This window comes from Maritimibacter alkaliphilus HTCC2654, assembly GCF_000152805.1.
Classification (GTDB): Bacteria; Pseudomonadota; Alphaproteobacteria; order Rhodobacterales; family Rhodobacteraceae; genus Maritimibacter; species Maritimibacter alkaliphilus.
Genome location: NZ_AAMT01000016.1, coordinates 41,352 through 64,488, shown reverse-complemented (window position 1 = coordinate 64,488; position 23,137 = coordinate 41,352). Strand labels below are relative to the sequence as shown.

Annotated in this window: 23 protein-coding genes; 12 read left to right on the top strand and 11 right to left on the bottom strand. The window is 65.7% G+C overall.

Features of this window, described 5'->3' with window-relative positions; genetic code table 11:
• The first annotated feature begins 7 nt into the window (after positions 1 to 7).
• Genes RB2654_RS00870 through RB2654_RS00860 form a run of 3 tightly spaced genes read left to right on the top strand, consistent with a single transcriptional unit; the run spans position 8 to position 3,934 of the window.
• Complete coding sequence (locus RB2654_RS00870) at positions 8 to 943, top strand: aldo/keto reductase (RefSeq protein WP_008327615.1); 936 nt, start codon at positions 8 to 10, stop codon at positions 941 to 943.
• Positions 940 to 2,571 (top strand): GMC family oxidoreductase, encoded by a 1,632-nt coding sequence (locus tag RB2654_RS00865; RefSeq protein WP_008327613.1) that lies wholly within the window; start codon positions 940 to 942, stop codon positions 2,569 to 2,571. The genes RB2654_RS00870 and RB2654_RS00865 overlap by 4 nt, the downstream gene beginning before the upstream one ends.
• Entirely contained in the window at positions 2,564 to 3,934 is a 1,371-nt protein-coding gene (locus tag RB2654_RS00860; protein ID WP_008327611.1) for an FAD-dependent oxidoreductase, read from the top strand. Before RB2654_RS00865 ends, RB2654_RS00860 begins: the two co-directional genes overlap by 8 nt.
• Here RB2654_RS00860 and RB2654_RS00855 read toward each other — a convergent pair.
• The 3 genes from RB2654_RS00855 to RB2654_RS00845 form a co-directional block, all read right to left on the bottom strand.
• Positions 3,931 to 5,640, bottom strand: coding sequence for an FAD-dependent oxidoreductase (locus RB2654_RS00855; RefSeq protein ID WP_008327609.1), 1,710 nt, complete (start codon positions 5,638 to 5,640; stop codon positions 3,931 to 3,933). The two genes, RB2654_RS00860 and RB2654_RS00855, sit on opposite strands and share 4 nt — an antisense overlap.
• A complete protein-coding gene (locus RB2654_RS00850; protein WP_008327604.1) occupies positions 5,637 to 7,394 on the bottom strand; it encodes an FAD-dependent oxidoreductase in 1,758 nt (585 codons plus the stop codon). The genes RB2654_RS00855 and RB2654_RS00850 overlap by 4 nt, the downstream gene beginning before the upstream one ends.
• Positions 7,395 to 7,486: 92 nt before the next feature.
• Positions 7,487 to 8,446 carry an AMP-binding protein gene (locus tag RB2654_RS00845; protein ID WP_008327603.1) on the bottom strand — a complete coding sequence of 320 codons (960 nt, stop codon included), beginning with the start codon at positions 8,444 to 8,446 and terminating at the stop codon, positions 7,487 to 7,489.
• 67 nt (positions 8,447 to 8,513) lie between these two features.
• On the opposite strand from RB2654_RS00845, the gene RB2654_RS00840 reads away from it, so the two are divergent.
• On the top strand, positions 8,514 to 9,233 hold the full coding sequence (locus RB2654_RS00840; RefSeq protein ID WP_040884199.1) for an SDR family NAD(P)-dependent oxidoreductase: 720 nt from the start codon (positions 8,514 to 8,516) through the stop codon (positions 9,231 to 9,233).
• A 42-nt stretch (positions 9,234 to 9,275) separates the two neighbouring features.
• Here the strand turns inward: RB2654_RS00840 and RB2654_RS00835 are convergent, their stop codons facing one another.
• From RB2654_RS00835 to RB2654_RS00825, 3 genes are read right to left on the bottom strand one after another with little or no spacing between them, the layout of a single operon-like run.
• A complete protein-coding gene (locus RB2654_RS00835; RefSeq protein ID WP_008327601.1) occupies positions 9,276 to 10,148 on the bottom strand; it encodes an SDR family oxidoreductase in 873 nt (290 codons plus the stop codon).
• Positions 10,145 to 10,936 (bottom strand): enoyl-CoA hydratase-related protein, encoded by a 792-nt coding sequence (locus RB2654_RS00830; protein WP_008327600.1) that lies wholly within the window; start codon positions 10,934 to 10,936, stop codon positions 10,145 to 10,147. The genes RB2654_RS00835 and RB2654_RS00830 overlap by 4 nt, the downstream gene beginning before the upstream one ends.
• Positions 10,937 to 10,944: 8 nt before the next feature.
• Entirely contained in the window at positions 10,945 to 12,198 is a 1,254-nt protein-coding gene (locus RB2654_RS00825) for an aromatic ring-hydroxylating oxygenase subunit alpha (protein WP_008327599.1), read from the bottom strand.
• Positions 12,199 to 12,312: 114 nt separating this feature from the next.
• Here RB2654_RS00825 and RB2654_RS00820 point away from each other — a divergent pair, with 114 nt between their 5' ends.
• Together RB2654_RS00820 and RB2654_RS00815 are read left to right on the top strand one after the other, a co-directional pair.
• A complete protein-coding gene (locus tag RB2654_RS00820) occupies positions 12,313 to 12,837 on the top strand; it encodes a VOC family protein (protein WP_008327597.1) in 525 nt (174 codons plus the stop codon).
• Between the two features lie 62 nt (positions 12,838 to 12,899).
• Positions 12,900 to 13,217, top strand: coding sequence for a 2Fe-2S iron-sulfur cluster-binding protein (locus RB2654_RS00815; RefSeq protein WP_008327595.1), 318 nt, complete (start codon positions 12,900 to 12,902; stop codon positions 13,215 to 13,217).
• 9 nt (positions 13,218 to 13,226) lie between these two features.
• Here the strand turns inward: RB2654_RS00815 and RB2654_RS00810 are convergent, their stop codons facing one another.
• Together RB2654_RS00810 and RB2654_RS00805 are read right to left on the bottom strand one after the other, a co-directional pair.
• On the bottom strand, positions 13,227 to 13,613 hold the full coding sequence (locus tag RB2654_RS00810; RefSeq protein ID WP_008327585.1) for a nuclear transport factor 2 family protein: 387 nt from the start codon (positions 13,611 to 13,613) through the stop codon (positions 13,227 to 13,229).
• Entirely contained in the window at positions 13,610 to 15,238 is a 1,629-nt protein-coding gene (locus RB2654_RS00805; protein WP_008327582.1) for a class I adenylate-forming enzyme family protein, read from the bottom strand. The genes RB2654_RS00810 and RB2654_RS00805 overlap by 4 nt, the downstream gene beginning before the upstream one ends.
• Before the next feature lie 314 nt (positions 15,239 to 15,552).
• Between RB2654_RS00805 and RB2654_RS00800 the strand changes: the two genes are divergently transcribed.
• From RB2654_RS00800 to RB2654_RS22180, 6 genes are all read left to right on the top strand, one after another.
• Positions 15,553 to 16,695 carry an ABC transporter substrate-binding protein gene (locus RB2654_RS00800; protein WP_008327580.1) on the top strand — a complete coding sequence of 381 codons (1,143 nt, stop codon included), beginning with the start codon at positions 15,553 to 15,555 and terminating at the stop codon, positions 16,693 to 16,695.
• Between the two features lie 82 nt (positions 16,696 to 16,777).
• Positions 16,778 to 17,668 carry a branched-chain amino acid ABC transporter permease gene (locus RB2654_RS00795; RefSeq protein ID WP_008327578.1) on the top strand — a complete coding sequence of 297 codons (891 nt, stop codon included), beginning with the start codon at positions 16,778 to 16,780 and terminating at the stop codon, positions 17,666 to 17,668.
• Positions 17,665 to 18,561 carry a branched-chain amino acid ABC transporter permease gene (locus RB2654_RS00790; RefSeq protein WP_008327576.1) on the top strand — a complete coding sequence of 299 codons (897 nt, stop codon included), beginning with the start codon at positions 17,665 to 17,667 and terminating at the stop codon, positions 18,559 to 18,561. The genes RB2654_RS00795 and RB2654_RS00790 overlap by 4 nt, the downstream gene beginning before the upstream one ends.
• On the top strand, positions 18,548 to 19,312 hold the full coding sequence (locus tag RB2654_RS00785) for an ABC transporter ATP-binding protein (RefSeq protein WP_008327574.1): 765 nt from the start codon (positions 18,548 to 18,550) through the stop codon (positions 19,310 to 19,312). The genes RB2654_RS00790 and RB2654_RS00785 overlap by 14 nt, the downstream gene beginning before the upstream one ends.
• 1 nt (position 19,313) lies before the next feature.
• Positions 19,314 to 20,021: an ABC transporter ATP-binding protein gene (locus RB2654_RS00780; protein WP_008327572.1), complete on the top strand. Its 708-nt coding sequence runs from the start codon at positions 19,314 to 19,316 to the stop codon at positions 20,019 to 20,021.
• Between the two features lie 3 nt (positions 20,022 to 20,024).
• Complete coding sequence (locus RB2654_RS22180; protein ID WP_008327570.1) at positions 20,025 to 20,828, top strand: sugar phosphate isomerase/epimerase family protein; 804 nt, start codon at positions 20,025 to 20,027, stop codon at positions 20,826 to 20,828.
• A 9-nt stretch (positions 20,829 to 20,837) separates the two neighbouring features.
• Here the strand turns inward: RB2654_RS22180 and RB2654_RS00770 are convergent, their stop codons facing one another.
• The 3 genes from RB2654_RS00770 to RB2654_RS00760 are packed head-to-tail and all read right to left on the bottom strand — an operon-like array spanning position 20,838 to position 23,088.
• On the bottom strand, positions 20,838 to 22,322 hold the full coding sequence (locus tag RB2654_RS00770) for a class I adenylate-forming enzyme family protein (protein ID WP_008327568.1): 1,485 nt from the start codon (positions 22,320 to 22,322) through the stop codon (positions 20,838 to 20,840).
• Positions 22,319 to 22,666 carry a hotdog family protein gene (locus RB2654_RS22175; RefSeq protein WP_008327560.1) on the bottom strand — a complete coding sequence of 116 codons (348 nt, stop codon included), beginning with the start codon at positions 22,664 to 22,666 and terminating at the stop codon, positions 22,319 to 22,321. The genes RB2654_RS00770 and RB2654_RS22175 overlap by 4 nt, the downstream gene beginning before the upstream one ends.
• A complete protein-coding gene (locus RB2654_RS00760; protein ID WP_008327558.1) occupies positions 22,663 to 23,088 on the bottom strand; it encodes a hypothetical protein in 426 nt (141 codons plus the stop codon). Before RB2654_RS00760 ends, RB2654_RS22175 begins: the two co-directional genes overlap by 4 nt.
• Positions 23,089 to 23,137: the final 49 nt, after the last annotated feature.

The window sequence follows — 23,137 nt, the reverse complement described above, 5'->3', positions numbered from 1 at the left end:
GAGTGTCATGGAATACCGCAATCTTGGACGCTCGGGGCTGAAGGTCTCGACCGTCGGGCTGGGCTGCAACAACTTCGGTTGGACCATCGGGCTGGAGGAGAGCCGGGCGGTGATCGACGCGGCCATCGACGCCGGGATCACGTTCTTCGACACCGCGAACGTCTATGGCAAGGGCGGCGGGTCCGAGACGATGATGGGCGAAATCCTTGGGGATCGGCGCAAGGATATCGTGCTGGGCACCAAGGCGGGGCTGGCGATGCCCGACGGGTCCAAGGGAGGAAGCCGCGCGAACATCGTGCGGGCGTTCGAGGAAAGCCTGATCCGGCTCAAGACCGATTACATCGACTTCTATCAGTTCCACTGGTCCGACCCGGACACGCCCATAGATGAGACGTTGCGCGCGATGGACGATCTGATCCGCGCGGGCAAGGTGCGCTATATCGGCTGCTGCAACCTCGCGGCATGGGAGCTGGTCGAGGCGGAATATATCGCGCGCGAGTTGGGCACCAATCGCTTCATCGGCACGCAGGCCGAGTTGAGCCTGCTTCGGCGTGAGAACGAGACGGCGCTGATCCCGGCGCTCGCGGCCTATGGCATCGGGTTCCTGCCGTATTTCCCACTGGCGAGCGGGCTGCTCACCGGGAAATACAAGCGCGACGCGATCCCCGAGGATAGCCGTTTTGCCAAGCTGGACACGATGGCGGGGCGCTATCTGACGGATGAGAACTGGGACAAGACCGAAAAGCTGGCCGCGTTCTGCGAGGAACGGGGGCGCACGATGGTGGAGCTGGCGTTCTCGTGGCTTCTGACGCGCCCGACTGTGGCGAGCGTCATGGCGGGGGCCACGAAACCCGCGCAGATCGAGGCCAACGTCAAGGCGACCGGATGGGCGCTGACCGAGGAAGACCTCAAGGAAATCGACAGGATCACGGGGGCCGCATGAGCACGTTCGATTACATCGTCGTCGGGGGCGGCTCGGGCGGGGCGGTCATGGCCACGCGCCTGTCGGAAATCGCGGACGCCCGTGTTCTGCTGCTCGAAGCCGGGCCGGAGGATAAAGCGTTCTGGATCACGCCGCCGATGGGATACCCGATGCTGTTCACCAACCCCAAGGTGAACTGGATGTTCGAGACCGAGCCGGAGCCGGAACTGAACGACCGCCGGATGTATCAGCCGCGCGGCAAGGTTCTGGGCGGCTCCTCTGCGATCAACGGGATGCTCTACATTCGCGGCCATCCCGAGGATTACGACGGCTGGCGGCAGATGGGAAACACCGGCTGGGGCTGGGACGATGTGCTGCCCTATTTCAAGAAGGCCGAGGACAACACGCGCGGGGCCGACGATCTGCACGGCACCGGCGGGCCGCTGCGCGTGTCGGATCAGGCGGGCGGGAACGAGGTGGCGGATGCCATCGTCGAGGCGGCTTGTGAGGCCGGTCTGCCGCGCAACCCCGATTTCAACGGGCCGTGGCAGGAGGGGGCCGGGTATTTCCAGACCACCACCAAGGATCGGCGGCGTCACTCGACCGCGCGCGCTTACCTCAACCCGGTGCGGGGCCGTGCGAACCTGACCGTCATCACCGAGGCGCAGACGACGCGGGTGCTGACCGACGGGCGGCGCGCGACGGGCGTGGAATACAAGCGGCGCGGGCAGATTGAAACCGTGACGCTGTCGGACCGGGGCGAGGTTGTGCTGTCGGCCGGCTCGTTCGGCTCGCCGCAGATCCTGCTGCAATCTGGCATCGGGCCGGGCGAACATCTGGCGGACCGGGGCGTGCCCGTGGTCCACGATCTGATGGGGGTGGGCGAGAACCTGCGCGACCATTTCTATTGCTCGCTCATGTTCCGCTGCAAGAAACCCGTGACGATCAACGAACTGGCGAACAGCCCGATCCGGCAGGTGATCGCGGGGGCGCAGTACGTGCTGATGAAGCGCGGGCCGCTGGCATCGAACGGGATTTTCGCGGGCGTTTTCGCCAAATCCTCGCCCGACAAGCATCGCCCGGACATTCAGATCAACACGAACATGTGGACGGTGGGCAGCCGGACGAAATCGGGGATGAAAGCGCATCCCTTCCCCGGCTTCACCATGAGCCCGGTGCATCTCGACCCGCGCTCGACCGGGACGATCCGCTTGAATTCGACCGATCCGACCGCGCCGCCCGAGATCAAGATGAACTTTTTCCGCGACCCCGTGGACCGGGCCACGATGGTCCGCGCGGTCAAGCTGGTGCGCCACATCGCATCCCAGCCCGCGCTGTCGGGTTATGTCGAGCACGAGATTGCGCCGGGGTCCGAGCACGCCACCGATGCCGAGATCGAGGCTTGGCTGCGCGGCGCGGCCATCGCCAACCTGCACCCCGTCGGCACCTGCCAGATGGGGCCGGACCCGGCGACGGGCGCGGTGGTGGACGAACGGTTGCGGGTGCACGGCATGACGGGCCTGCGGGTCGTGGACGGGTCGATGATGCCGCGTCTGCCCTCGGGCAACACGAACGCGCCGATCATCATGGTGGCCGAGAAAGCCGCCGACATGATGAAGGCCGACCGGAAGGAGCCAGCGCATGTCTGAGCGCGATTATGACGTCATCATCGTCGGCGCGGGCGGGGCGGGTCTGTCCGCCGCGATCGAGGCGACCGAGGCGGGGGCGCGGGTGCTGTTGATCGAGGCCGGGGCCAAGGCGGGCGGATCGACCGCGCTATCGGGCGGGGTCTATTGGGCCGCCGGCACGTCGCTGCAACGCGAGGCCGGAATCGAGGACGACGCGGACAGTCAGTTTCATTACTACATGACGGTCAACCAATACAAAGTGGACCCGGCTCTGGCCCGCCGCTACTGCGATCTGTCGGCCCCGACCTTCGAATGGCTCGTGGGGCTGGGGGTGAACTTTCCGCTTGAGAACCTGTATGTCTCGGGCGTCGACAAGATTCGGCGCGGGCACCGGGCCGAGGGGCACGGGGCCGAGATTGCCGAGGTGCTGGAGGGCGCGCTTGCGGGCCGTTCGGTGGACCTTGCCACCCATACGCGGGTGCAGGATCTGTTGATCGAGGACGGCGCCGTGACCGGGGTGATCGTCGATGGTGACCCGGTGCGCGCGGGGGCGGTGGTCATCGCCTCGGGCGGGTTTGGGAACAACCGGCGGCTCTGGGCCGAGTTGTATCCGTCCGCCGCCAAGCAGGGCGAGCTGGCGTGGTATATCGGCGCGGATGAGTGCCGGGGCGATGGGCTTGAAATGGGGCGGCGCGCGGGGGCCGACCTGACGCGGCCCGACATCGGGCTGCTTCTCATGACGCCGGGGTTCGCCCATGACGTCGAAAGCTACCTGCCGCCCTGGGTCGTGCATGTGAACCACGAAGGGCGGCGGTTCATCGACGAGGCGACGGAATATTCCGTGCTGTCCGAGGTTCTGTCGACCCAGACGGCGGGCGAGTGTTTCGCGATCTTCGACGAAGCCGCGCGGGCCGAGGCCAAGGCGCATCCCGCCCCCAACTGGGCCGCCGACCGTCTGGCGGAATTCGCGGAAAAAGGCCCGGTGGTGAAGGCGGACACGCTGACCGAGTTGGCCGAGCGGATCGGGGTGCGCCCCGAAACGCTGGTGACGACGGCCGAGCGGTATTCGGCGGATGCGCGGGCCGGGGCGGACAGCGCGTTCTTCAAGACCCCCGCGCATCTGCGGCCCATCGAAACACCGCCGTTCTACGGCGTCCGCATCCGGCCCGCCATCGTGTGCTGGACCGGAACGGGGCTGAGGATCGACGCCGAGGCGCGCGTGCTGGATCAGGCAGACCGCGTGATGCCGGGGCTGTTCGCTGCAGGCGAGACGACCGGGGGCTTTGCCGGGCCGTGCTATGCGGGCGGCGGGGCATCCATCGGGAACGCGGTGATCTTTGGCCGCATCGCCGGGACGAACGCCGCGAAACTGGCGCTGGGTTAACCCGCGCGCGCCCGATCCGCCGCGTGGTTCGCGGCCCGGTAGGCAAAGGTCATGCCGGGCCCCAGCGTTCCGCCGCCGCCGGGATAGGCGCCGCCGAACGCATTGGCCATGTCGTTGCCCACCGCGTAAAGACCGGGGATCGCCCGGTCGGAGGTGTCGAGCACCTGCGCGTTCTCGTCGGTCGCGATCCCTTTGAAATTGCCGATTTCGCCCGCATAGACCCTGACCGCGTAGAACGGGCCTTGGCCGAGCGGGCGCAGGCTGGGGTTCGGCGTCTGGGTCGCGTCGCCGTGGTAGCGATCATAGGGCGCGCGGCCCCGGTGAAACGCGGGGTCGTCGCCCTTGGCGGCATGGGCGTTGAACGTGGCGATTTCGTTCGCAAGCGCGACGGCGTCGATGCCCGCTTTGCCCGCCAAAGCCTCCAGCGTCTTGGCCATGAGGAGATAACCCGATTGCACGTGGCGGCCCATCGGCATCGGCCACGGCTTCACATGGCCGATCCCCCATTGCCGCACGGCCCGCGCGTCCCCGATCAGCCAGGCGTGATCGGCCCCGCGGTCCGACATGGCCGCGATCATCTCGCGCCCCAGATCGTGATAGCTGGCGGATTCGTTGGCGAAGCGGCGACCATCGGGCAGCACCATGACGAAGCCGGGCTTGTAGCGGTCGACGAGGTGGGGCCAGACCCCGGTGAAATCCTCGACCCCCGGCAGTTTCGACACCGGCATCCACGCGGCGGCATTGGCGGCGTTCGACTGGAACCGCGCGCCCACGGCTTCGGCCATGTTCGCCGCGTCACCGGTGTTCCCGGTGGGCAGCGGCGCGACGAGCGGTTGCGTGTTCACCGGCGCGGGATGTTCGGCGGCGCGGCGGTTCGGGTCACGGGCGTATCCCCCGGCGGCCAGCACCACGGCGCCCGCGTTGATGCGCAAAGGCCCCTCGGGCGTGTCCAGCATCGCGCCCGTCACCGCCTCGCCCTCGCGGATCAGCGCGGTGGCGGGAGAGGCGAGCAGGATCTCAACCCCGGCCTCGTGCGCGCTTTGGGCCAGCCGCGCGATCAGGGCGCGGCCCGTGGTGAGCTGCTGCGACTGGCCGTAGCGCAGCAGCTGGACCGCATGGCCGGACATGCGTTTCGCCACGTGTTTGAACGCGGTCCACGACCGGGTGGCCGAGAAGAACAGCTTCACCTCGGCGCCCGAGCGCATGGTCATCCCCATGAACGAGGTCTGCGGCAATTCGCGTTTCAGCTTGTCCGCCAGCGGGCCGAGGTTGCGCAGGTCGTAAGGCACGGTGAAGAGCGAGCGGACGGACGAGGCCCCCTCCTGCTCGGAATGGTAGTCGGGAAAGGGCATGGCCATGAACCGCACATGCGTCTTGCTTTCCAGAAAGTCGATCATGCGCGGGCCGTCGTCCAGAAACGCCTCGATCTTGGCGGGGTCGAGGTGCTGACCGCTTTCGATCTCAAGATACCGCTGCGCGCGGGCGCGGTCGTCGGTTTCGCCCGCCTGCGCCTCGATGGACTTGGAGTGGTGCGTGCCAGGCACCCACAGCCCGCCGCCCGATGTGGCGGTGGTGCCGCCGAATACCGGGGCTTTTTCGGCCATGATGACCGACAGCCCCCGGTCGCGGGCGGCAAGCGCGGCGGTGAAGGCCGCGCCGCCGGTGCCGATGACGAGCAGATCGCAGGTGCGGGAGGGGTCGGTCACTCCGCCGCCTCGACGCTGGCCTCCGGCGCGATCCCCGGCAGGGTCTTGCCTGCGCTTTCCGCGATGTGACGGGCCGCGATCCATGCAAAGACCATGCCCGGCCCGATGGTTCCACCCGCGCCGGGATAGGCACCGCCGAACACGTTGGCCTGATCGTTGCCGACCGCGTAAAGCCCGCCGATGGGTTGGTCGTCATGTCCCAGAACGCGGGCGTATTTGTCGGTGGCGAGGCCTTTGTAAGACGTGATCTCGCCCGGATAGATGCGCACGGCGTAGTAGGGGCCGGTTTCCAACGCGCCGAGCGCGGGGTTCGGCTTGTGTTCGTCATCGCCGTGGTGCTTGTCATAGGGCGTCGCACCACGTTGGTATTCGTCGTCGCGTCCGGCCTTGGCGAAGCCGTTGAACCGGGCGACGGTGGCCTTCAGCTCTTCGGCCTCGATCCCGCAGATGCTGGCAAGCTCGTCCAGCGTCTTGCCGCGCTTCAGATACCCGTTCTTGATGTAGCGCCCACGCGGGATGGGGAAGGGGCGGACAAAGCCGATGCCCCAACGCTTGACCGCGCGGTGGTCCGCGATGAGCCATGCGGTGTCGGTGCCGCGTTCTTCAAACGCGTCGATCATCTCGATCACGAGGTCACGGTAGTTCTGCGATTCGTTGGCAAAGCGCCGCCCGTCCGGCGTGACCATGATGAACCCCGGCTTGGTCCGGTCCACCAGATGCGGCCAGACGCCCGTATAATCGGTGGCACCGGGCAGCTGCGAGGTGGGCATCCATGCCGCCGCCGAGGACAGGTTGCCATTAAAGCGCGCGCCGACCGCTTCGGCCATGCGCGAGCCGTCGCCGGTGTTGCCCATCGGGACGGGCAGGACCGGGTCCATCGTCGCGGTGACGCCGGGGTGATGTTCGCGCCGACGCTCGCGGTCGCGCGGATAGCCGCCGCCCGCCAGCACGACGCCGTGACGCGCGCGCACCTCGACCTCGCCGTCGGGGGTGTTGAGCCGCGCGCCGACGACTTTGCCGTTTTCTTCGATCAGCGAGGTTGCGGGGCTTTCCAGCCAGAACGGCACGCCGTCATCGGTCAGCGTGCGGGCAAGGCGGGCGATCAGGGCGCGGCCACGCACGATGCTTTGGGTCGAGCCATGCAGGGCGAGGTCGCGGAAATGGCGGATCATGCGTTTCGCCACGAAAGCCATCGCCTTGGGTGAGCGTCCGGCCTTCATGAAGGTCTTCATTTCGAGCGAGGACCCCAGCGCGAGACCCAGAAACAGGGTCTGCGGAAGCTCGCCCTTCAGCGTCTTCATCAGCGGCCCCATCTTGCGCGCGTCGTATTCGACGGACCCGAGCGAGCGGATCGACGAGGCGCCGTCTTCGTCCGGGTGATAGTCGGGGAATTCCATCGAATGGAATTTGACCTCGGTATTGTCCTCCATGAACGCGACCATGGTTGGGCCATGTTCGAGGTAGGCGTCGATGCGCGGCTCGTCCACGTATTGCCCGGCTTCGATGTGCAGATAGGTGCGCGCATCCTCCAGCGAGTCGGTGACGCCGATGGTCTTGCCGAAGGGGGCCGCGTGGCGGTTCATCGGAATCCAGATCACGCCGCCGGATGTGGCGGTCGTCCCGCCGAACACCGGCTCTTTCTCGGCCACCAGAACGTCGAGCCCGGCTTTGCGGGCCGTGGCGGCGGCGGTCAGCCCCGCGCCGCCCGAGCCGATGACGAGCACGTCGACAGTGCGATCGGTTTTCTTGTCCATGCGATCCTCCCTTTTGCGGATTGTATCAAGTGGGGGATCGTTCTGTATACGAAAATATCGCGCAATGGGCGAATTGGGGTGCTTTCCGCCCCTTACCAGCCGCTCAGAAGCACCTCTTCCTCGGCTTTCGGGAGGACGAGTCGCCCCTCGCAGTCGAGATGGCCCAGAATGCCGGTGCGGAAGAATCGGTCGGTGAAGCCCACGCCGGGTTTCCCGGCGTAACCCAGAAACACCCCGGTGCCGCGCAGCCAGACTTCGCCGGTCTGGTAGAGCAGAACGTCCATGCCCGTGCGCGGGTCGACGATCATCACCTCGACCCCGCCGACCGGGCGGCCCTTGGTCGTGGTGATGGTGCCGGTCGGGTCGCGCGGGTCGCTGGACAGGGCCAGCCCCATCGTCTCGGGCAGTGACAACCCGTTCACGATCCGGGTGTCGGGTTGGGCCGCCGCGACCTCGGCCAGCCGGTCGCGGCCGGCGTCGAGATGCAGGCGGTTCAGGTGGGGCCGGGGGGTGTAGGCGGCGACGGCCTCGCGGTCGATAAGCCAAGCGGTCGTCGCCCGATCCATGTCGCCCGACAGGTCGAGCGCGGCGCCGGAGGCCATGCAGGCGGCGAAAACCGCCCAGAATCCGGGGTCGGACACGCGCGCGGCCAGCGCGACCCGGTCGTCTTTCGCGAACCGTTCGCGCAGCGCGATCGCCGCGCCGATATGGGCCGCGTCGGCGGAGGCATGGCAGACCGCATCGACGCTGCCGTCGGCGCGGGTCGCGGCGAACACCATGTCGGTGCGCGGGGGCAGGGGGGCGGAGGTGTCGGTGAAATGGAACACTTCGCCACGGGCGAGATCGGACAGGACGGCGAGCGTCTGGGCCACCGGACCATCGCCCGAGGCCGAGCCGTCGGCAAGCACGGCACGGGCGTCGGCCCATGTCAGCGCATGGTCCGCGTCGATCAGGGCGGGGCGGTCCGCGAACCGATCCGCCGCGCGGTCGAGCAGGGTGAGAAGCGTCCGGTGTTCCCCCGTTCGCTGCGCTTCGTGCGCCGTGGTTGCCATCGCGCTTCCCCCCGTCAGGAGTTTGTGTTTCAATGAGTAGTCTACTGTATACGGGAGGAAACGTCCAATGCCTTTGGCACTGATTACGGGAGGGGCCGCCGGATTGGGCGCCGCCATCGCGCGGGAGGCGCATGACCGGGGATACGAGGTCGCCGTCATCGACCTGACCGCGTCGAAAGACGTGCCGTGGCGCAGCTTTATCGGCGACGTGACGGACGAGGCGAGCCTGATCCGCGCGCTGGACGAGTTGGGCGCGGTGCCCGACCTTCTGGTCAACAACGCGGGGATCGTTCAGTTCGCCCCGCTGCTCGATACGACGACCGAGAGCTTCGCCAGGACCATCGCGATCAACCTGACCGGCGCGTTCACCATGGCGCGGCTGGTTGCCAAGGGCATGGTGGAACGCGGGTCGGGCCATATCGTCAACGTGACCTCGACGGCGGGCATCGCGACCTCGCCGGGCGTGAATGCCTATGTCCCGGCCAAGCGCGGGCTGGCCGGACTGACCGAGCTTATGGCGCAGGAGTGGGGGCCGTCGGGCGTGCGCATCAATGCGGTCGCGCCGGGGATGATCGACGGGGGCATGTCGACGGGCATCTACAAGAACGACGCTGCGCGCAAGCTGCGGTCGAGCGCGGTTCCGTCGCGCCGTCTGGGCCGCGAGGACGACATCGCGCAGGCGGTGATGTGGCTGGACAGCGACGGTGCGAGTTACATCAACGGGCACGAGCTGGTCGTCGATGGCGGGGTGACCAAGGCGGTCATGTCGCTGATCCCGCGCGACTGAACGGCACGGCGCCGAGGCGGGAGGCCCCGGCGCCGCGATCCCTTAGTATTTCTGGAACTGCTCGGGCACGCCCGCGGGCCAGACCACGCCCCACATCCGCATCCCGCCGTCGATGGTCAGCACCTCGCCGGTGATGAAATCGCCCGAGGGGGCCGAAAGGTAGACGACGCCTTCGGCCACGTCCCAGCTGTCGCCCATGCGGAACATCGGGTTCACGTTGTTGAACCGCTGGGTCGCCTCGGGCGGGTAGTTCGACAGACCCTCGGTCGCGATGGCGCCGGGGGCGACACAGTTCACGCGGATGCCGAGCGGCCCCCATTCGGTCGCCACGGTCCGGGTCAGGTAGATCACGCCCGCGCGCGCGGCACAGGTATGCGCGGCCTGCGGCATCCCGCGTTCGACATGGGCGACGTTCGACACCACATGCCCCGGCTCGCCCCGGTCGCGCCAGCGTTGCGCCGCGCCCTGCATCATCCACCACGTGCCGTTCAGGTTCAGGTCGATGACCGACTTCCAGCCCTTGCGGGAAAAGTCGATGGCGTTCTGCGGATACTGTCCGCCCGCGTTGTTGACGAGCGTATCCAGACCGCCGAATTCCTCGAACGTCTCATCCAGAAGCGCGTCCACCTGATCCTCGTCGCGGATGGACATCGGGCGGTAATGGATGTCGGCCCCGATCAGGTCTTTCGCCTGTTTCTGGGTCTCTTGCAGCAATTCCTCGCGCCGCCCGCAGATCATCACCTTGGCGCCGAGCCGGGCGCACAGAAACGCCATCGCCTTGCCCATGCCCTGCGAGCCGCCGGTGATGAGGAACCGCTGCCCTTCCAGCAGGTCGGGGGCGAAAATCGTCTTGTGCGTCGCCAGTTCCTCGGGCGTGAGGCCCCAGTTCGGTTTCTGCGGTGCCTGATCGGTCATTCTGTCCTCCGGAAATTTGCGTCGCGTTTCTCGGCATAGGCCGCGATGCCTTCGCGGCTGTCCTCGGAACGCATCAGCCTGTCTGCATTGGCGTGGCCCCGGTTGATCGCAGCGGGGAGCGGTTCGTTCTGCGCGTCGTTGAACAGCGCCTTGCCGAAGCGGATCGCCTTCCACGAATTTGCAAGCATGGTGTCGGCGAAGGCCAGCGCCTCGTCCATCAGCCGCTCGCGCGGGACGACCCGGTTCACGACGCCAAGGTCATAGAGCCGTTCGGCGGGGAAGAGGGTGCCGCAGGTGATGATCTCCATCCCGATCTGCCGGGGGAGTTGCTGGGCCAACCGTTGCACGCCGCCGGTGAAGGCGACCATGCCGCGTTTGACCTCGGGCAGGCCGAAGAGCACGCCTTCGGCGGCGATGAGGCAGTCGCAGGCGAGCGAGATTTCCAGCCCGCCCGCGACGGCCGCGCCGTTGATCGCGCCGATCACGGGTTTTTCGATCACCCGTTCGGTGACGCCGCAGAAGCCCGCGCCCGGCACCAGCCCGTGCCCCGCGCCGCGCTCGGCGGCTTCCTTCAGATCCATGCCCGCGCAGAACGCCTTGTCCCCGGCGGCGGTCAGGATGATCGCGCCCACCTCGGGGTCGGCCTCGGCCTCGCGCACGTAACGGTCGACGAGGTAAGACCCTTCCGCGTGCATCGCGTTCGAGACGTGCGGGCGGTTCAGCGTGATGACGCAAACCGCCCCCTTCCGCTCGGCAAGAACCGGCGGCTGATCTGGCTGGACGGACATGGGGTGCGTCAGCTTTCGGCGGGCTCGGAGGCTTTGGCCGGGGTCAGATCGACCTCGGTGATCCAATCGCCCAGCTTGTCGGGCACGCGCATGTGTTCCGGCACGTCCGCTTCGCCGATGCGTTTGTCCAACTCGGCGTGCCAGTGGTAAATGCGCCGCTCCTGATAGTTCAGGGGGAAGCCGCGCAGGCCCGCGCTTTCGACCGACTTCTGGATCTTGTCCGCGAATTGCAGGTCTTCGTCCAAGATGTCGACGAAGTTCTTGATCCGCATGTCCCACCGCTCGGGCCGCTCGCCGTCACCCCAGGTGGGGGCGAACCAGTGCACTTCGATGGTCATGGTGTCGATCGAATCCGGCCAGAAGCACAGCACCGGGATGCCGGCGGGCGCGACGGGCGAGACGAAGTTCGGATAGGCGAAGAGCGAGTAGTTGGTGTTCTCGAAGAACGGATCGACGCCTTCCACCTCGGGCAGGCCTTTGACGCCGGGGTCTTTCCAGCCTTCGCGCTTGTAGGGCGTGACCATCCGGCTGTGGCCCTTGTCCCACAGCGTGATCGCCGTGCCACGATGGTCGAGGAAGCGGTCGACGGTGTTCTGGTGGATCGACTTCAGGTGATAGGTTTCCATGAAGGCATCCAGAAGGATCTTCACGTTGCAGTTCACCTTGATCGCCTGCTTGTCGACAAGGATCAGCGTGTCGGGTTTCACCTCGTCCAGATCGCGGGCCGCCGGTCCAAGATAGTCGCGCAGCGGCTCGGCCTCGGGGTCGAGGTTCACGAAATACAGGTTGCCGATGTTTTCGCAGCGGACCTGAATGAGACCCCGGCACGACATATCCAGATCGACGAAATCGCGGCGGTCGCGCAGATTGATCAGCTCGCCGCGCGTGTTGTAGGTCCAGCCGTGGTATTTGCAGGTCACGCCGCGCGACTTGCCGTTTTCCTCGGTCACGACCGGCGCGCCGCGATGGCGGCAGGTGTTGTAGAAGCAGCGAACCTCGTTGTCTTCGCCACGGATGAAGAACAGCGGCTCGCCAAGGCGGGTCCACTGAACGTAAGAGCCGACCTCGGGCACCTCGTCGGAGTGGATCGCGTAGACCCAGGACTTGTGCCACATGCGCTCGATCTCGAGCTTGTTGAACTCGGGGTCGACGTAGCGGTCGCCGGGAATGTCAGGGAGCTGCGGGAACCCCTCGGGCGGGCCGCCGCGCTTGGATTCGTAAGCCTGCTGGTCCTTGATGGCCTGCACTTCGTTCGGATTCATTTCAACCTCCTCCCCGACTCGCGGGTATGGTGACGCGCGTTTCCGTGGTTCCTTGTATTTTATCAGCCGCTCTCGTATATGCAAACCATAAGTTCTGTATTTTTGGGGGCGAAGATGTCGCAGCGGTTCGGCAAGATCATGCAGCTTGGATACGTGGTTCACGATCTCGACGCCGAGGTGGACCATTGGACCCGCGTGATGGGTGTCGGCCCGTTCTTCGTCACCGGCACGGTGCCTTATGATACGGTGACCTTCCGGGGGGCGCCCTGCGATGCCGAAACCCGCGTCGCGATCGCCAGCCATGACGGGGTACAGATCGAAATCATTCAGCAAACCGGGGGTGGCGCGTCGACCTTCACCGAGTTTCTGGAGGCGACCGGAGGCGGGCTGCATCACGTCTGCGCGCTGACCGACGACCTTGAGGCCGACATTGCGGCCTGGGCCGCGCGGGGCGTGGATGTCTTGCAAGGCGGCGTGACAAAGGCCAAGATCCCGTTCGCCTATATGGATACGGACCCGGGCAACCGGGGGCGGGTGCTGGAGCTGGTTCAGCCCAGCCCCGGATTGCTTAGGTTCTTCGACAAGATCGAGACGACCTGTGCAGGGTGGGACGGGCAAACCGCACGAATCGACCTGTGAATTGTATGCGTTGACCGCATTATCTGGATACAATACTCTGACCCGGTAACACGGAGGACCACATGCCCAAGATCAACGCCACCGACCGCGACGGGACCGAAAAAGTCATCGAGGCCGAGAACGGCCTATCGCTGATGGTGAACCTGCGCGACAACGGCGGGCTGGACATCGCGTCGATCTGCGGCGGCATGTGTTCCTGCGCCACCTGCCATGTCTATGTCGATCCCGACTGGATGGACAAGATCGGCGCACAGGAACCGGACGAATACGAACTGGTCGAGTTTTCCGAGCACTACAAGGAGAACTCGCGCCTGTCCTGCCAGATCGAGATGTCGGACGATCTGGACGGGATCAAGGTGACGCTGGCGCCCGAGGACTGAGCCGGGCGGTCAGAGCGGCCGAAGCGTATAGCGGCTGATCTTGCCGTTCACGATTTCGAACCAGACGAAGAAGGGCTTGGTTTCGCCGCCCGGCCCTTCGACCAGCCCGAGAAACGCGCCTTTGCCGTCCTCATAGACCATCGTGTCGATCCGGTGCCGGATTTTGGCTTCGGCCAGTTGTTCGACGCGGGCCGACAGGAAATCCTGCACTTCGGCACGGGACGAAAACCCCGACGGCTCCGCACGGGCGAAACCGTGATGCGCCCAGACCTGAGCATGGGACCAGTCCACATCCTCGGCCAGTGCCGAAGCCGCGCGCACCATGTCGCCCGAGTCGATGCCGTCGTAATAGGTCGTCTGAATGAGGTTGATCGCCTCGTCGCGTGTGGCCGTCATTGGTCCAGCATCTCCCGCAGTTTGAACTTCTGGATCTTGGACGAGGACATCGGCCATTCGGTGATGTAGTGCACCTCGCGCGGGACTTTGAAGCTTGAGAACTTGTCTTTGCAGAAGTCGATGATCTCCTGCGGGTCGGGGTTCGCGCCCGGCACGAGCTCCACAAAGGCGACGGGCACCTCTTGCAGCCGCGCATCGGGCTTGCCGACGACCTGACAGAACTTGACCGCATCGTGGCCCGAGACGACCGCCTCGATCTCCTGCGCCGCGACGTTTTCGCCGCCGACCTTGAGCATGTCCTTCAGGCGCCCGTGATACATCAGCGTGCCGCCCGCATCGAAAGCGCCCAGATCGCCGGTGTGGAACCAGCCGTCGCGCTTGGCCTCGGCGGTCTTTTCGGGGTCTTTGTAATACTCGGTGAAAACCGAATAGCCGCGCACGCAGATCTCGCCGATCTCGTCGGTGCCGCAGGGGCCGGTTTCCGGGTGCACGATCTTGACCTCCAGCCCGTCGAAGGGCTTGCCCAGACGGCGAGTCCGTTCCTCGTAGCTGTCGGTCGGAAAGCTGGTGGTTACGGTGCCCGAGGTTTCGGTCATGCCGAACGTGCCCACCTGAATGGCGTTCGGGATCTTGTTCTGAATCGCCTTGGCAAAGGCCGCGGGCTGCATCGCCATGTTCGAGTTCATGATACGGATCGACGACAGGTCGCGCTTGTCGAAATCCGGGTGATAAATCATGTCGCCGATGAAGGTTCCGAAGCTGGGATAGGTGACGGTGGCCCGTTCCGCTTCGATCATTTCCAGCGCAACACCGCCGTCGAAATACTGCATCGACAGATAGGTGGCCCCGACCGAATAGGCGGCGCAAAGCGGGAACATCGCCCCGATGTGGTACATCGGCAGCGGCGACCAGAACACGTCGTCCTCGGTCATGTCATAGCGTTTCGCCATCGCCTGCCCGGTGCGGATCAGGCTTTCGTGCGATATCATGCAGCCCTTGGGATGCGACGTGGTGCCCGAGGTATAGAGCATGAGCGCGGTGTCGCGCACCCGCACGCGGTTGCGTAGGGCGTCGATCGTGTCGGCGGGCACGGTTTCGGCGATCTCGCGAAACGCGGCATCGGTGGTGAAGCCGGGGTTTTCGTCCGACCCGATCAGGATCAGGCGCTTGAGCACGGGCATGTTCGGCAGGTCGAGGTCGGCGTTCACGGGCTGCGCGCTCAGGGCGGGGATCGCCTCGTTCAGGCGGGCGACGAAATCCAGCCCGTCGGTCACGCGGCCTTGGGTCACGATGGCCTTGATGTCGGCGTTTTCCACCACGAAGCCGAGTTCGTCCCCCCGGTACCGCGCGTTGATCGGGACCGAGACGGCCCCGAGCAGGGCGATGGCGAAGAAGCATTCGACGGTTTCGAGGCTGGAGGGGAGCAGGATGCCCACGTGATCGCCCGGACGCACGCCGAGCGCATAAAGCCCGCGCGCCCGGCGAAGGGTGTTTTCCTGCAATTCGGTGAAGGTCAGGCGGCGGTCCGGGAACACGATCGCGTCTTTTTCCGGATAGACCGCTGCGGTTCTGAGCAGCAGATCGCCAATGGTGGTTACGGCCGTGAATGCCTTGAAATCGAGCATGTGCGCTCCTCCCGTCCTGTCCATATGGGCCTCCCTCGTGCGCATTGAGTATGGAAGCACCGCTTACCGTATACAAGAGAAATCCGCACGGAGCCCCTGTGAAATAGAGTTTCAGCGCATCCGGGTCGTGGCACGTAAGCGGATTCCGACCGGTTTTCGGGCCGAAGTGTACTGGCTGGTGAACACATTGATGTTGAATGTTGTGTATATTTATGACCAGTTCGGTCATACAAAACCCGAACAGATGCACGCCGTCGATCCGTTCGGAAGAAAAAAGACATTGAACTGTTACGGCATCGAAATGGGAGGAATCTATGAAATTCAAGACACTTATGCTTTCGGCAACCAGTGCGGCAGCGGTTACGCTCGCAGGGGTCGCCGCGCATGCAGAAGACTACAAAGTGGTGATTCTACAGTCGTTGACAGGCGGTGCGGCCTTTATCGGCAAGAACGTCGCGGACGGCGCCGTGCTGGCCGCGGAAGAGCTGAACGAAAAGGGCTTTTTCGGCGAGGGCAACCAGATGGTGTTCTCGGTCGAGGATGACGCGACCGACCGGACGCAGACCCTGTCGCTCATCACCCGTCTCGCCGCCGACGAGGACGTTCTGATGGTCATGGGCCCGACCTCGGGCTCCGTCGCCATGGCGGGCGCCAACGTGGCGAACGAGCGGGAATTTCCCGTGATGACCACCACCAACTCGATGGAAGTGGTGGAGAACGGGCCGTGGTCGTTCATCATGACCCAGCCCGCCAGCATCACCATGCCCTTCATCGCGGATTACACCGCCGAAACGCTGGGTCTGGAACGCTGCGCCATCATCGGCGTGAAGGACAACGAGGCCTACGTTGCGCTTCAGCGCATGTATGAAAGCCTGATCACCGAAGCCGGGGTCGAGATCGTGTCGCAGGACGGCGTGGCGCTGGCCGACAGCGATTTCTCGGCGCTCGCCACCAAGATCGCGACCTCGGATCAGGATTGCGTGTTCATCGGCACGCCCGCCGCGCAGGGGGCCAACATCATCCTGCAACTCAAGCAGGCCGGGCTGGACCCGTCCACGCCGATCCTCGGCCACAATGCCTTCGCCTCGCCGACCTTCATCGAAAAGGGCGGTGCGGCTGTCGAGGACGTCTACCTGATCGGGGCCTGGGTGCCGGGCGGCGACGACGACTTCTCGTCCGCCTTCGCCGAGAGCTTCGAGGCGAAGATGGGCTTCCCGGCGGACGAATGGAACGCGATGGGATACTCGGGAATGCAGGTCGTGGCCCATGCGGTGCGCGATGCCGCCGAAGCGGGCAACCTGACCCGTGACGGCGTGCGTCAGGCGCTTGGCGAGCAGAAGGACATCCCGGTGGTCGTCGGCACGCATACCTACAGCTACGACGAAGAGCGTGTGCCTTATTTCGGCATGAAGGTTCTTCAGGTCAAAGACGGCGCCTTCACGGTCGCGCCCGAATAACACCTTGCACGATGCCGGGGGCGCCCGTTCGCCCCCGGCACCACGTTCATCGGGGTCCGGCCCCGCAATCTGGGTGGATCACATGCTTTCACAGCAAATCCTGAACGGCCTTGTCTCGGGCTCGGTCTATGCGCTGTTCTCCCTTGGCTTCACGTTGATTTTCGGCGTTCAGAAGCTGCTCAATTTCGCGCATGGCGCCACGTTCATGGCGGGCGCTTTCATCGCTTATTACTGCACGATCAGCGGTCTGCCGTTCCTGCTGGCCATCGGGTTTTCGATGCTCGCGACCGGCCTGATCGCGATCCTGATCGACCTGATCGCGTTCCGAACGCTGCGCAACCGGGGCAATGCCGAGTTTCCCGCGCTCGTCTCGTCCATCGGGGTGGACCTGATCCTCGTCTCCATCGCGCAGCAGGTGTCGAAGACGCAGGTGCTCAACTTTCCGTTCGGCACGTTTCCGATCAAGTTCTACGACCTGTTCGGTCTGCGCATCTCGTTGTTGCAGATCGTGATCCTCGCCGTGGTGGCGGTGCTGGTCGCCGCGCTGATCTTTTACCTCAGAAAGACCACCTTCGGGCGGCAGGTCCGCGCGGTCGCGACCAACGAACGCGCCGCGGCGCTTCTGGGTGTGAACGCGCAAAGCGTCTATTTGCAGACCTTCTTCATCGCCGGCGCGCTCGCCGGTCTGGCCGGGGTTCTGATCGGCCTTCTGTTCAACTCGATCCAGTTCCTGATGGGCGAGCCCTACATGCTGCGCGCCTTCGTGGTCGTCGTGATCGGGGGGCTGGGCAGCGTTCAGGGGGCTATTGTCGCGTCGCTCCTTCTGGGGGTCACGCAATCGCTGGCGGTGGCCTATCTGCCATCGGGGCTGACCGATGCGATCATCTTCGGCCTTCTGTTCCTTGTGCTTCTCGTGCGGCCCAACGGGTTGTTCGGTGACATCAATGCCGTCGCCGGGGGGACGCGCCAATGATCCAGTTCTACTACGCCTATCAGCCGATCATCGACTTTTTCCTGTTGTCGGTCGGCTTCGGCTACAGCCAGCAGATCGCGCTGCGGGCCGGTGTGTTCTCCATCGCGACGGCGGGGTTCGCGGCGCTCGGGTCGTACTGTGTGGCGATCCTTGCCACGAAGACCGGCGTCCCGATCTTCCTGACCGTCATCCTCGGCACCGCGCTGGCCGCTGCGGTCGGGGGCCTGTTGGCCCTGCCGCTGGCCCGTCTGCGCGGCGCGTTTCAGGCCATCGCGACACTGGCCTTCGTGCAGATCATCCTGTCGCTTCTGCTCTATGGCGAGGGGTTCACGGGCGGCGCGCTTGGCATCGTCGGCATCCCGCGCGAGGTGAACACCTGGATTCTGCTGATCGTCGTCGGCCTGACCATGTACGTGATGTGGAACATCGGACGCTCCGGCATGGGCCGGGTGTTCAACGCGCTGAGGCAGGAGGAAAGCGTCGCCTCGTCGCTGGGCGTGAACATCGGCAAATACCACATCATCGCTTTCATCATCTCGGGCGCGGTCGGGGGCCTCTTCGGTGGGCTGCAAAGCCTTTATACCTTCCAGATCGAGCCGCATAACTACGGCTTCGCCTTCATCGTCAACGTGCTGACGGTGGTGATCCTGGGCGGGCGCACCACGCTGCTCGGCCCGATCATGGGCGCGCTCATCATGGCGATCCTGCCGGAAATCGCGCGGCCCTTGGCCGAATACCGGCAGGCCGTGAACGGGGTGATCCTGATCCTCGTCATCACCTTCCTGCCCAACGGCGTCGGCGACGAGATCGTGTTCTGGTTCCGCCGCCGCAAGCAGGCGCGCCAGCAACAGCATCGCGCGAGCGAAAAGGAGGCCCGCGATGCCGTCTCTTAAACTCGAAAACGTGGCCAAGCATTTCGGCGGCCTGAAAGCGGTCGACAAGGTGTCGATGGAGGTGCCGCCGGGTGAAATCACCGGGCTGATCGGCCCGAACGGGGCGGGCAAGTCCACCGTGGTCAACATGATCTCGGGCGTGCTTGCCCTGACCGAGGGCGACATCACCGTCGATGGGGTCAGCGTCGCCACCGACCGCGCCGACATCGTGGCGCGCAAGGGCGTGGCGCGGACGTTCCAGAACATCCGGCTTCTGCCCGAAGCGACCGTTCTGGACAACGTGATGATCGGCTTTCATCGCCGCGAAGAGGCGGGGGTTCTGGCGCAGATGCTGGGCCTGCCCGCCGCGCGCCGCGACACCAAGCGGTTCGAGGAAAAGGCCTGGGATCTTCTGCGCCGTTTCCGGATGGAGGACTTCGCGGAGTATGAGGCGGGCAACCTTGCCTATGGCCACCAGCGCCGGGTCGAAATGATGCGCGCCATCGCCGCCGAGCCGGACATCGTGCTGCTGGACGAACCCGTTGCGGGCATGAACGATGTGGAAAGCGACGAGCTCGCCACGATCTTTCGCGAACTGGCCGACAGCGGCATGGGGCTTTTGCTCATCGAACACAACGTCGGTTTCGTCACGCGGCTGTGCAAGAAGGTTTACGTTCTGGATTCGGGGCGCATGATCGCCTCGGGCGATCCGGAAGCGGTGGTGCGCGACCCGCAGGTGGTCGCGGCCTATATCGGGACATCGGGGCACTGACATGACGACACTCACAATCTCCGATCTGCACGTCTCCTATGGCGGGGTGAAGGCATTGCGCGGCGTGTCGATGCATGTCGAACAGGGCGAGATGGTCGCGCTGATCGGCTCCAACGGCGCCGGGAAGTCGACGCTGCTGAACGCGCTGTCCAACGTGGTCAAGCGCAAGTCCGGCGAGATCGTGTTCGAGGGGCGCGAGACCAAGGGCATGTCGCCCCATTCCGTGTCGCGTGCCGGGCTTCTGCACGTGCCCGAAGGGCGGCAGGTTCTGGGCGACATGAGCGTTTACGAAAACCTTCAGGTCGGCCTGATCGCACGCGGCAAGCGCAACACGATCTACACGCTTGACCATGTGTATGAGCTGTTTCCGGTGCTCGAAGAACGCCGCGACCAGATCGCGGGCACCCTGTCGGGCGGTCAGCAGCAGATGCTGGCCATCGGGCGCGCGCTGATGGGCGGGCCGCATCTGCTCCTGCTAGACGAGCCGTCGCTGGGCCTGTCGCCGTTGATTACCGATCAGGTGTTCGATGCGCTCAAGAAGCTGAACGCCGAGGGGCTGACGGTTCTGCTGGTCGAACAGAACGCGCACCGCGCGCTCGAAGCCACAAGCCGGGCCTATGTGCTCGACCGTGGCCAAATCGCCTTCGAGGGGGCGAGCGAGGAACTTGCCGGCAATCAGGCCGTGATCGACAGCTATCTGGGGGCCTGAACCATGCACCGTCTTGCCTTGCACCAACTGTCGTTGCGCGACGTGGCCCCGGTGGACCTGCCGGGGATCGCTCGGGGTGCGGGGGTCGATACGGTATCGGTCTTCGTCACGCCGCCGTCGCCCGATCTGGACATATTCCCGCGCGTGCTGGCCGAGGATGCCGCGGCCTTTCGGGCGGCCTGCGACGACCATGACGTCGCCGTCCATAACGTCGAGGTCTTTTCGCTCGGACCCGAGACAGTGGTGGACGATTTCACCGCCGCGCTCGACCTTGGGGCCGGGATCGGGGCCACGCGGCTGACCGCGCTGGTGCAGGACAAGGATCAGGGGCGGGCGGGCGACAACCTGTGTGCGCTGGCCGACGCCGCCGGGGCGCGGGGCCTCCACGTCAGCATCGAATTCATGAAGTTCTCGGAATGCCGCTCCATCGGGGCCGGGGCGGAGTTGCTGTCGCGCCTTGGCCACGACAACCTGAGCCTGCTGGTCGATCCCCTGCACCTGTATCGCACCGGCGGGTCGGTCGCCGACCTGCGTGCCACGGATGCCGCCCTGATCGGCGCGGCCCAGATCTGCGACGGGCCGATGGCCGCCCCCGAAAGCCCCTTCGGCGAAGCGGTCGAGAATCGCGGGATACCGGGGGAGGGGGAGTTTCCGCTGGCCGATTTCCTGCGTGCGCTTCCCGCCGGAACGCCCATCGACATGGAAGTGCCGATGAAGCGGTTCGCCAAGGCGGGGCTGTCGCCGGCCGAGCGCAGCGCGCGTCTGGTCAAGGCCACCCGCGCCTTGCTGGCCGAAGCCAAGGTCTGAGGCCGCGCCTCAGACCAGCTTTTCCACCTCTTCCCGCAGGATCTTGCCGCTGACCGAGCGGGGCAGGTCGTCCATCCCCACGAACAGAACGCCCTTGGGGCGCTTGTAGCCCGCAAGTTCGGCCCGGCACAGCTCGATCACCGCCTCCGCGTCGATCTCGGCCGCCGGAACGACCACCGCGATCGGCACCTCGCCCCATTTCTCGTCGGGCTTCTTCACCACGATGGCGTCCGCGATGCGGCTGTCGGACAGAAGCACGCGCTCGATCTCGGCGGGATAGATATTCTCCCCCCCGGATTTGATGAGATATTTGGAGCGGCCCGCGAAGACATAGCCGTCGTCCAGCTTGCGGAACATATCCCCCATGTGGAACCAGCCGTCCGCGAAATCCTTTTCGTTCACCGCGTCGTTGTTCCAGTAGCCCGAAAACACCGTCGGCCCGCGCACCCAGGCCTCGCCGGGTTCGCCGTCCGGCACCTCGTTCCCCTCCGGGTCGCACAGGCGCAATTCGGTCAGCAGGGTCAACTGCTTGGGGAAAGTGGTCGGGCGGCTGCCCACGGGGATGAGGTTCGCCGACAGCGGCGCCATGCCTGTCTCGGTCGCGCCGAAACTGTCGAGATAGGGCGCGCCCACCAGCGATGTGATTTCGGCGATGGTGTCCGACGGGACGAGGTCGGCCATACAGCCCACCGCGCGCACGCCCTTGATCTGCGGCTGACGTTCCTTCAGCGCCTCGATCAGCGGGTCGATGGTGGCGGGGACGAGCATCAGCCAGCCGACCGGGAACCGCCCCAGCGCGTCGATGATCCGGTCCACGTCGAACCCGTCCACAACATAGCCCGGCGCACCGGACATGAGCGCGGTGCACAGGTGCTCCGACCCTCCGATATGGAACATCGGCGCCCAGGCGACATACCCGTCGCCGGGCAGGATACCCAGATCGAGCCGCATGGAGCTCATCCGCGCAAGCTGGGCGCGGTGGCTGATGACGGCGGCCTTGGGGCGGCCCGTGGTGCCGGAGGTGTAGATGATGAACAGCCCGTCCTCGGGGTCCGCGACACAGGTCGTTTCGCCCTCGTCCGACAGATCGTGGAACCCGGCGACGGGCACGCCCGCCGCCACCGCCCGCGCCGTGTCCATGTAACGCGGCGAGGCGACGATCAGCGCGGGTTCCACCAGCGCGGTGCAATAGGCCAGCTCCGGCTCGGCCAGCCGGACGTTGGTGCAGGCGGTGATAAGGCCCAGCTTGGCGGCGGCGTATTGCAAAAGCGCGTATTCGATCCGGTTCTCGGAAATCACCGCGACCCGGTCGCCACGGGTCAGGCCACGCGCGGCAAGGGCGGCGGCGCAGCGGTCGACGGCCTCCAGCATGGTGCGGAAGGTCAGGTCCGTGGTGCCGTCGGTCAGGGCCAAAGCGTCAGGCACCGTGCGCGCCCTCATGGCAAGCAGGGGGTAAACCGTGGTCTGGGCGGCGCGGGCGATCGTGGCGGTCATTCCGGCTCTCCGAAGGTGAAGGTTGCGGTGACGACGGGGGCACCGTCGCGCAGAAGCGTCGCCTCGTCCCCGTCCGTGCGGGCGACGAGGTGGTCGTCTTCGAGCACGTTTCCGACGAAGCGCGCATCGACGGCGGTGATCTCCCTGTCGGGGTCGTCCGCCATCAGCGCGCTCATCAGATAGGCGAGGTTCGCGGGGCCGGGGTTCACCCGATGCGGGCCGAACCCCGCCGCCTCGGCCGCCTCGCGGGTCAGATGAATCTGGTTGTCATCGTTCAGAAGGGCGCACCAGTCGGCCATGTCGGGGCCGGACACTGGGCCGAAAGGCGTATCGGATCGGGTCATGTGGCGGCCTCCTCGGCAGGGAAAATGATGTGGAGGGCGATGGTCGTGAACGGCGTGTCGTCGTCCAACGCGATCTCGAGGTGCAGGTGATCGGCATGGCCGTAACGTCGGCTCGGCTTGCGCTCGATCCGGTCGATCTGCGGCGTTACGGTGTAGACCCGGTCGACCAGCAGGGGCCGCGCGACGGCGATCCGGCAGCGGGCCAGAACCGGGCCGGCATCGAAGTCGAGACCGAGCGAGGTGCTCAAGTCCTTGATCGGCAGGGGCAGCCCGCCAAGCGCGCCGACGAAGGCGAAGATCGGATGCGCGCGCGCGTCGGTGCGGGCCGGAGCCCCCGACATGCGGCGCACGTGATCGTCGCGCGTGCCGCTCAGGTCGAAGCGGCCGACGGCAAGGGTCGGATAGGGTCGTGTCGTCGTCATGCGAGTCTGCTGTTCCTCTCTCCCGCCATGAATGTATACGATCTTGGAT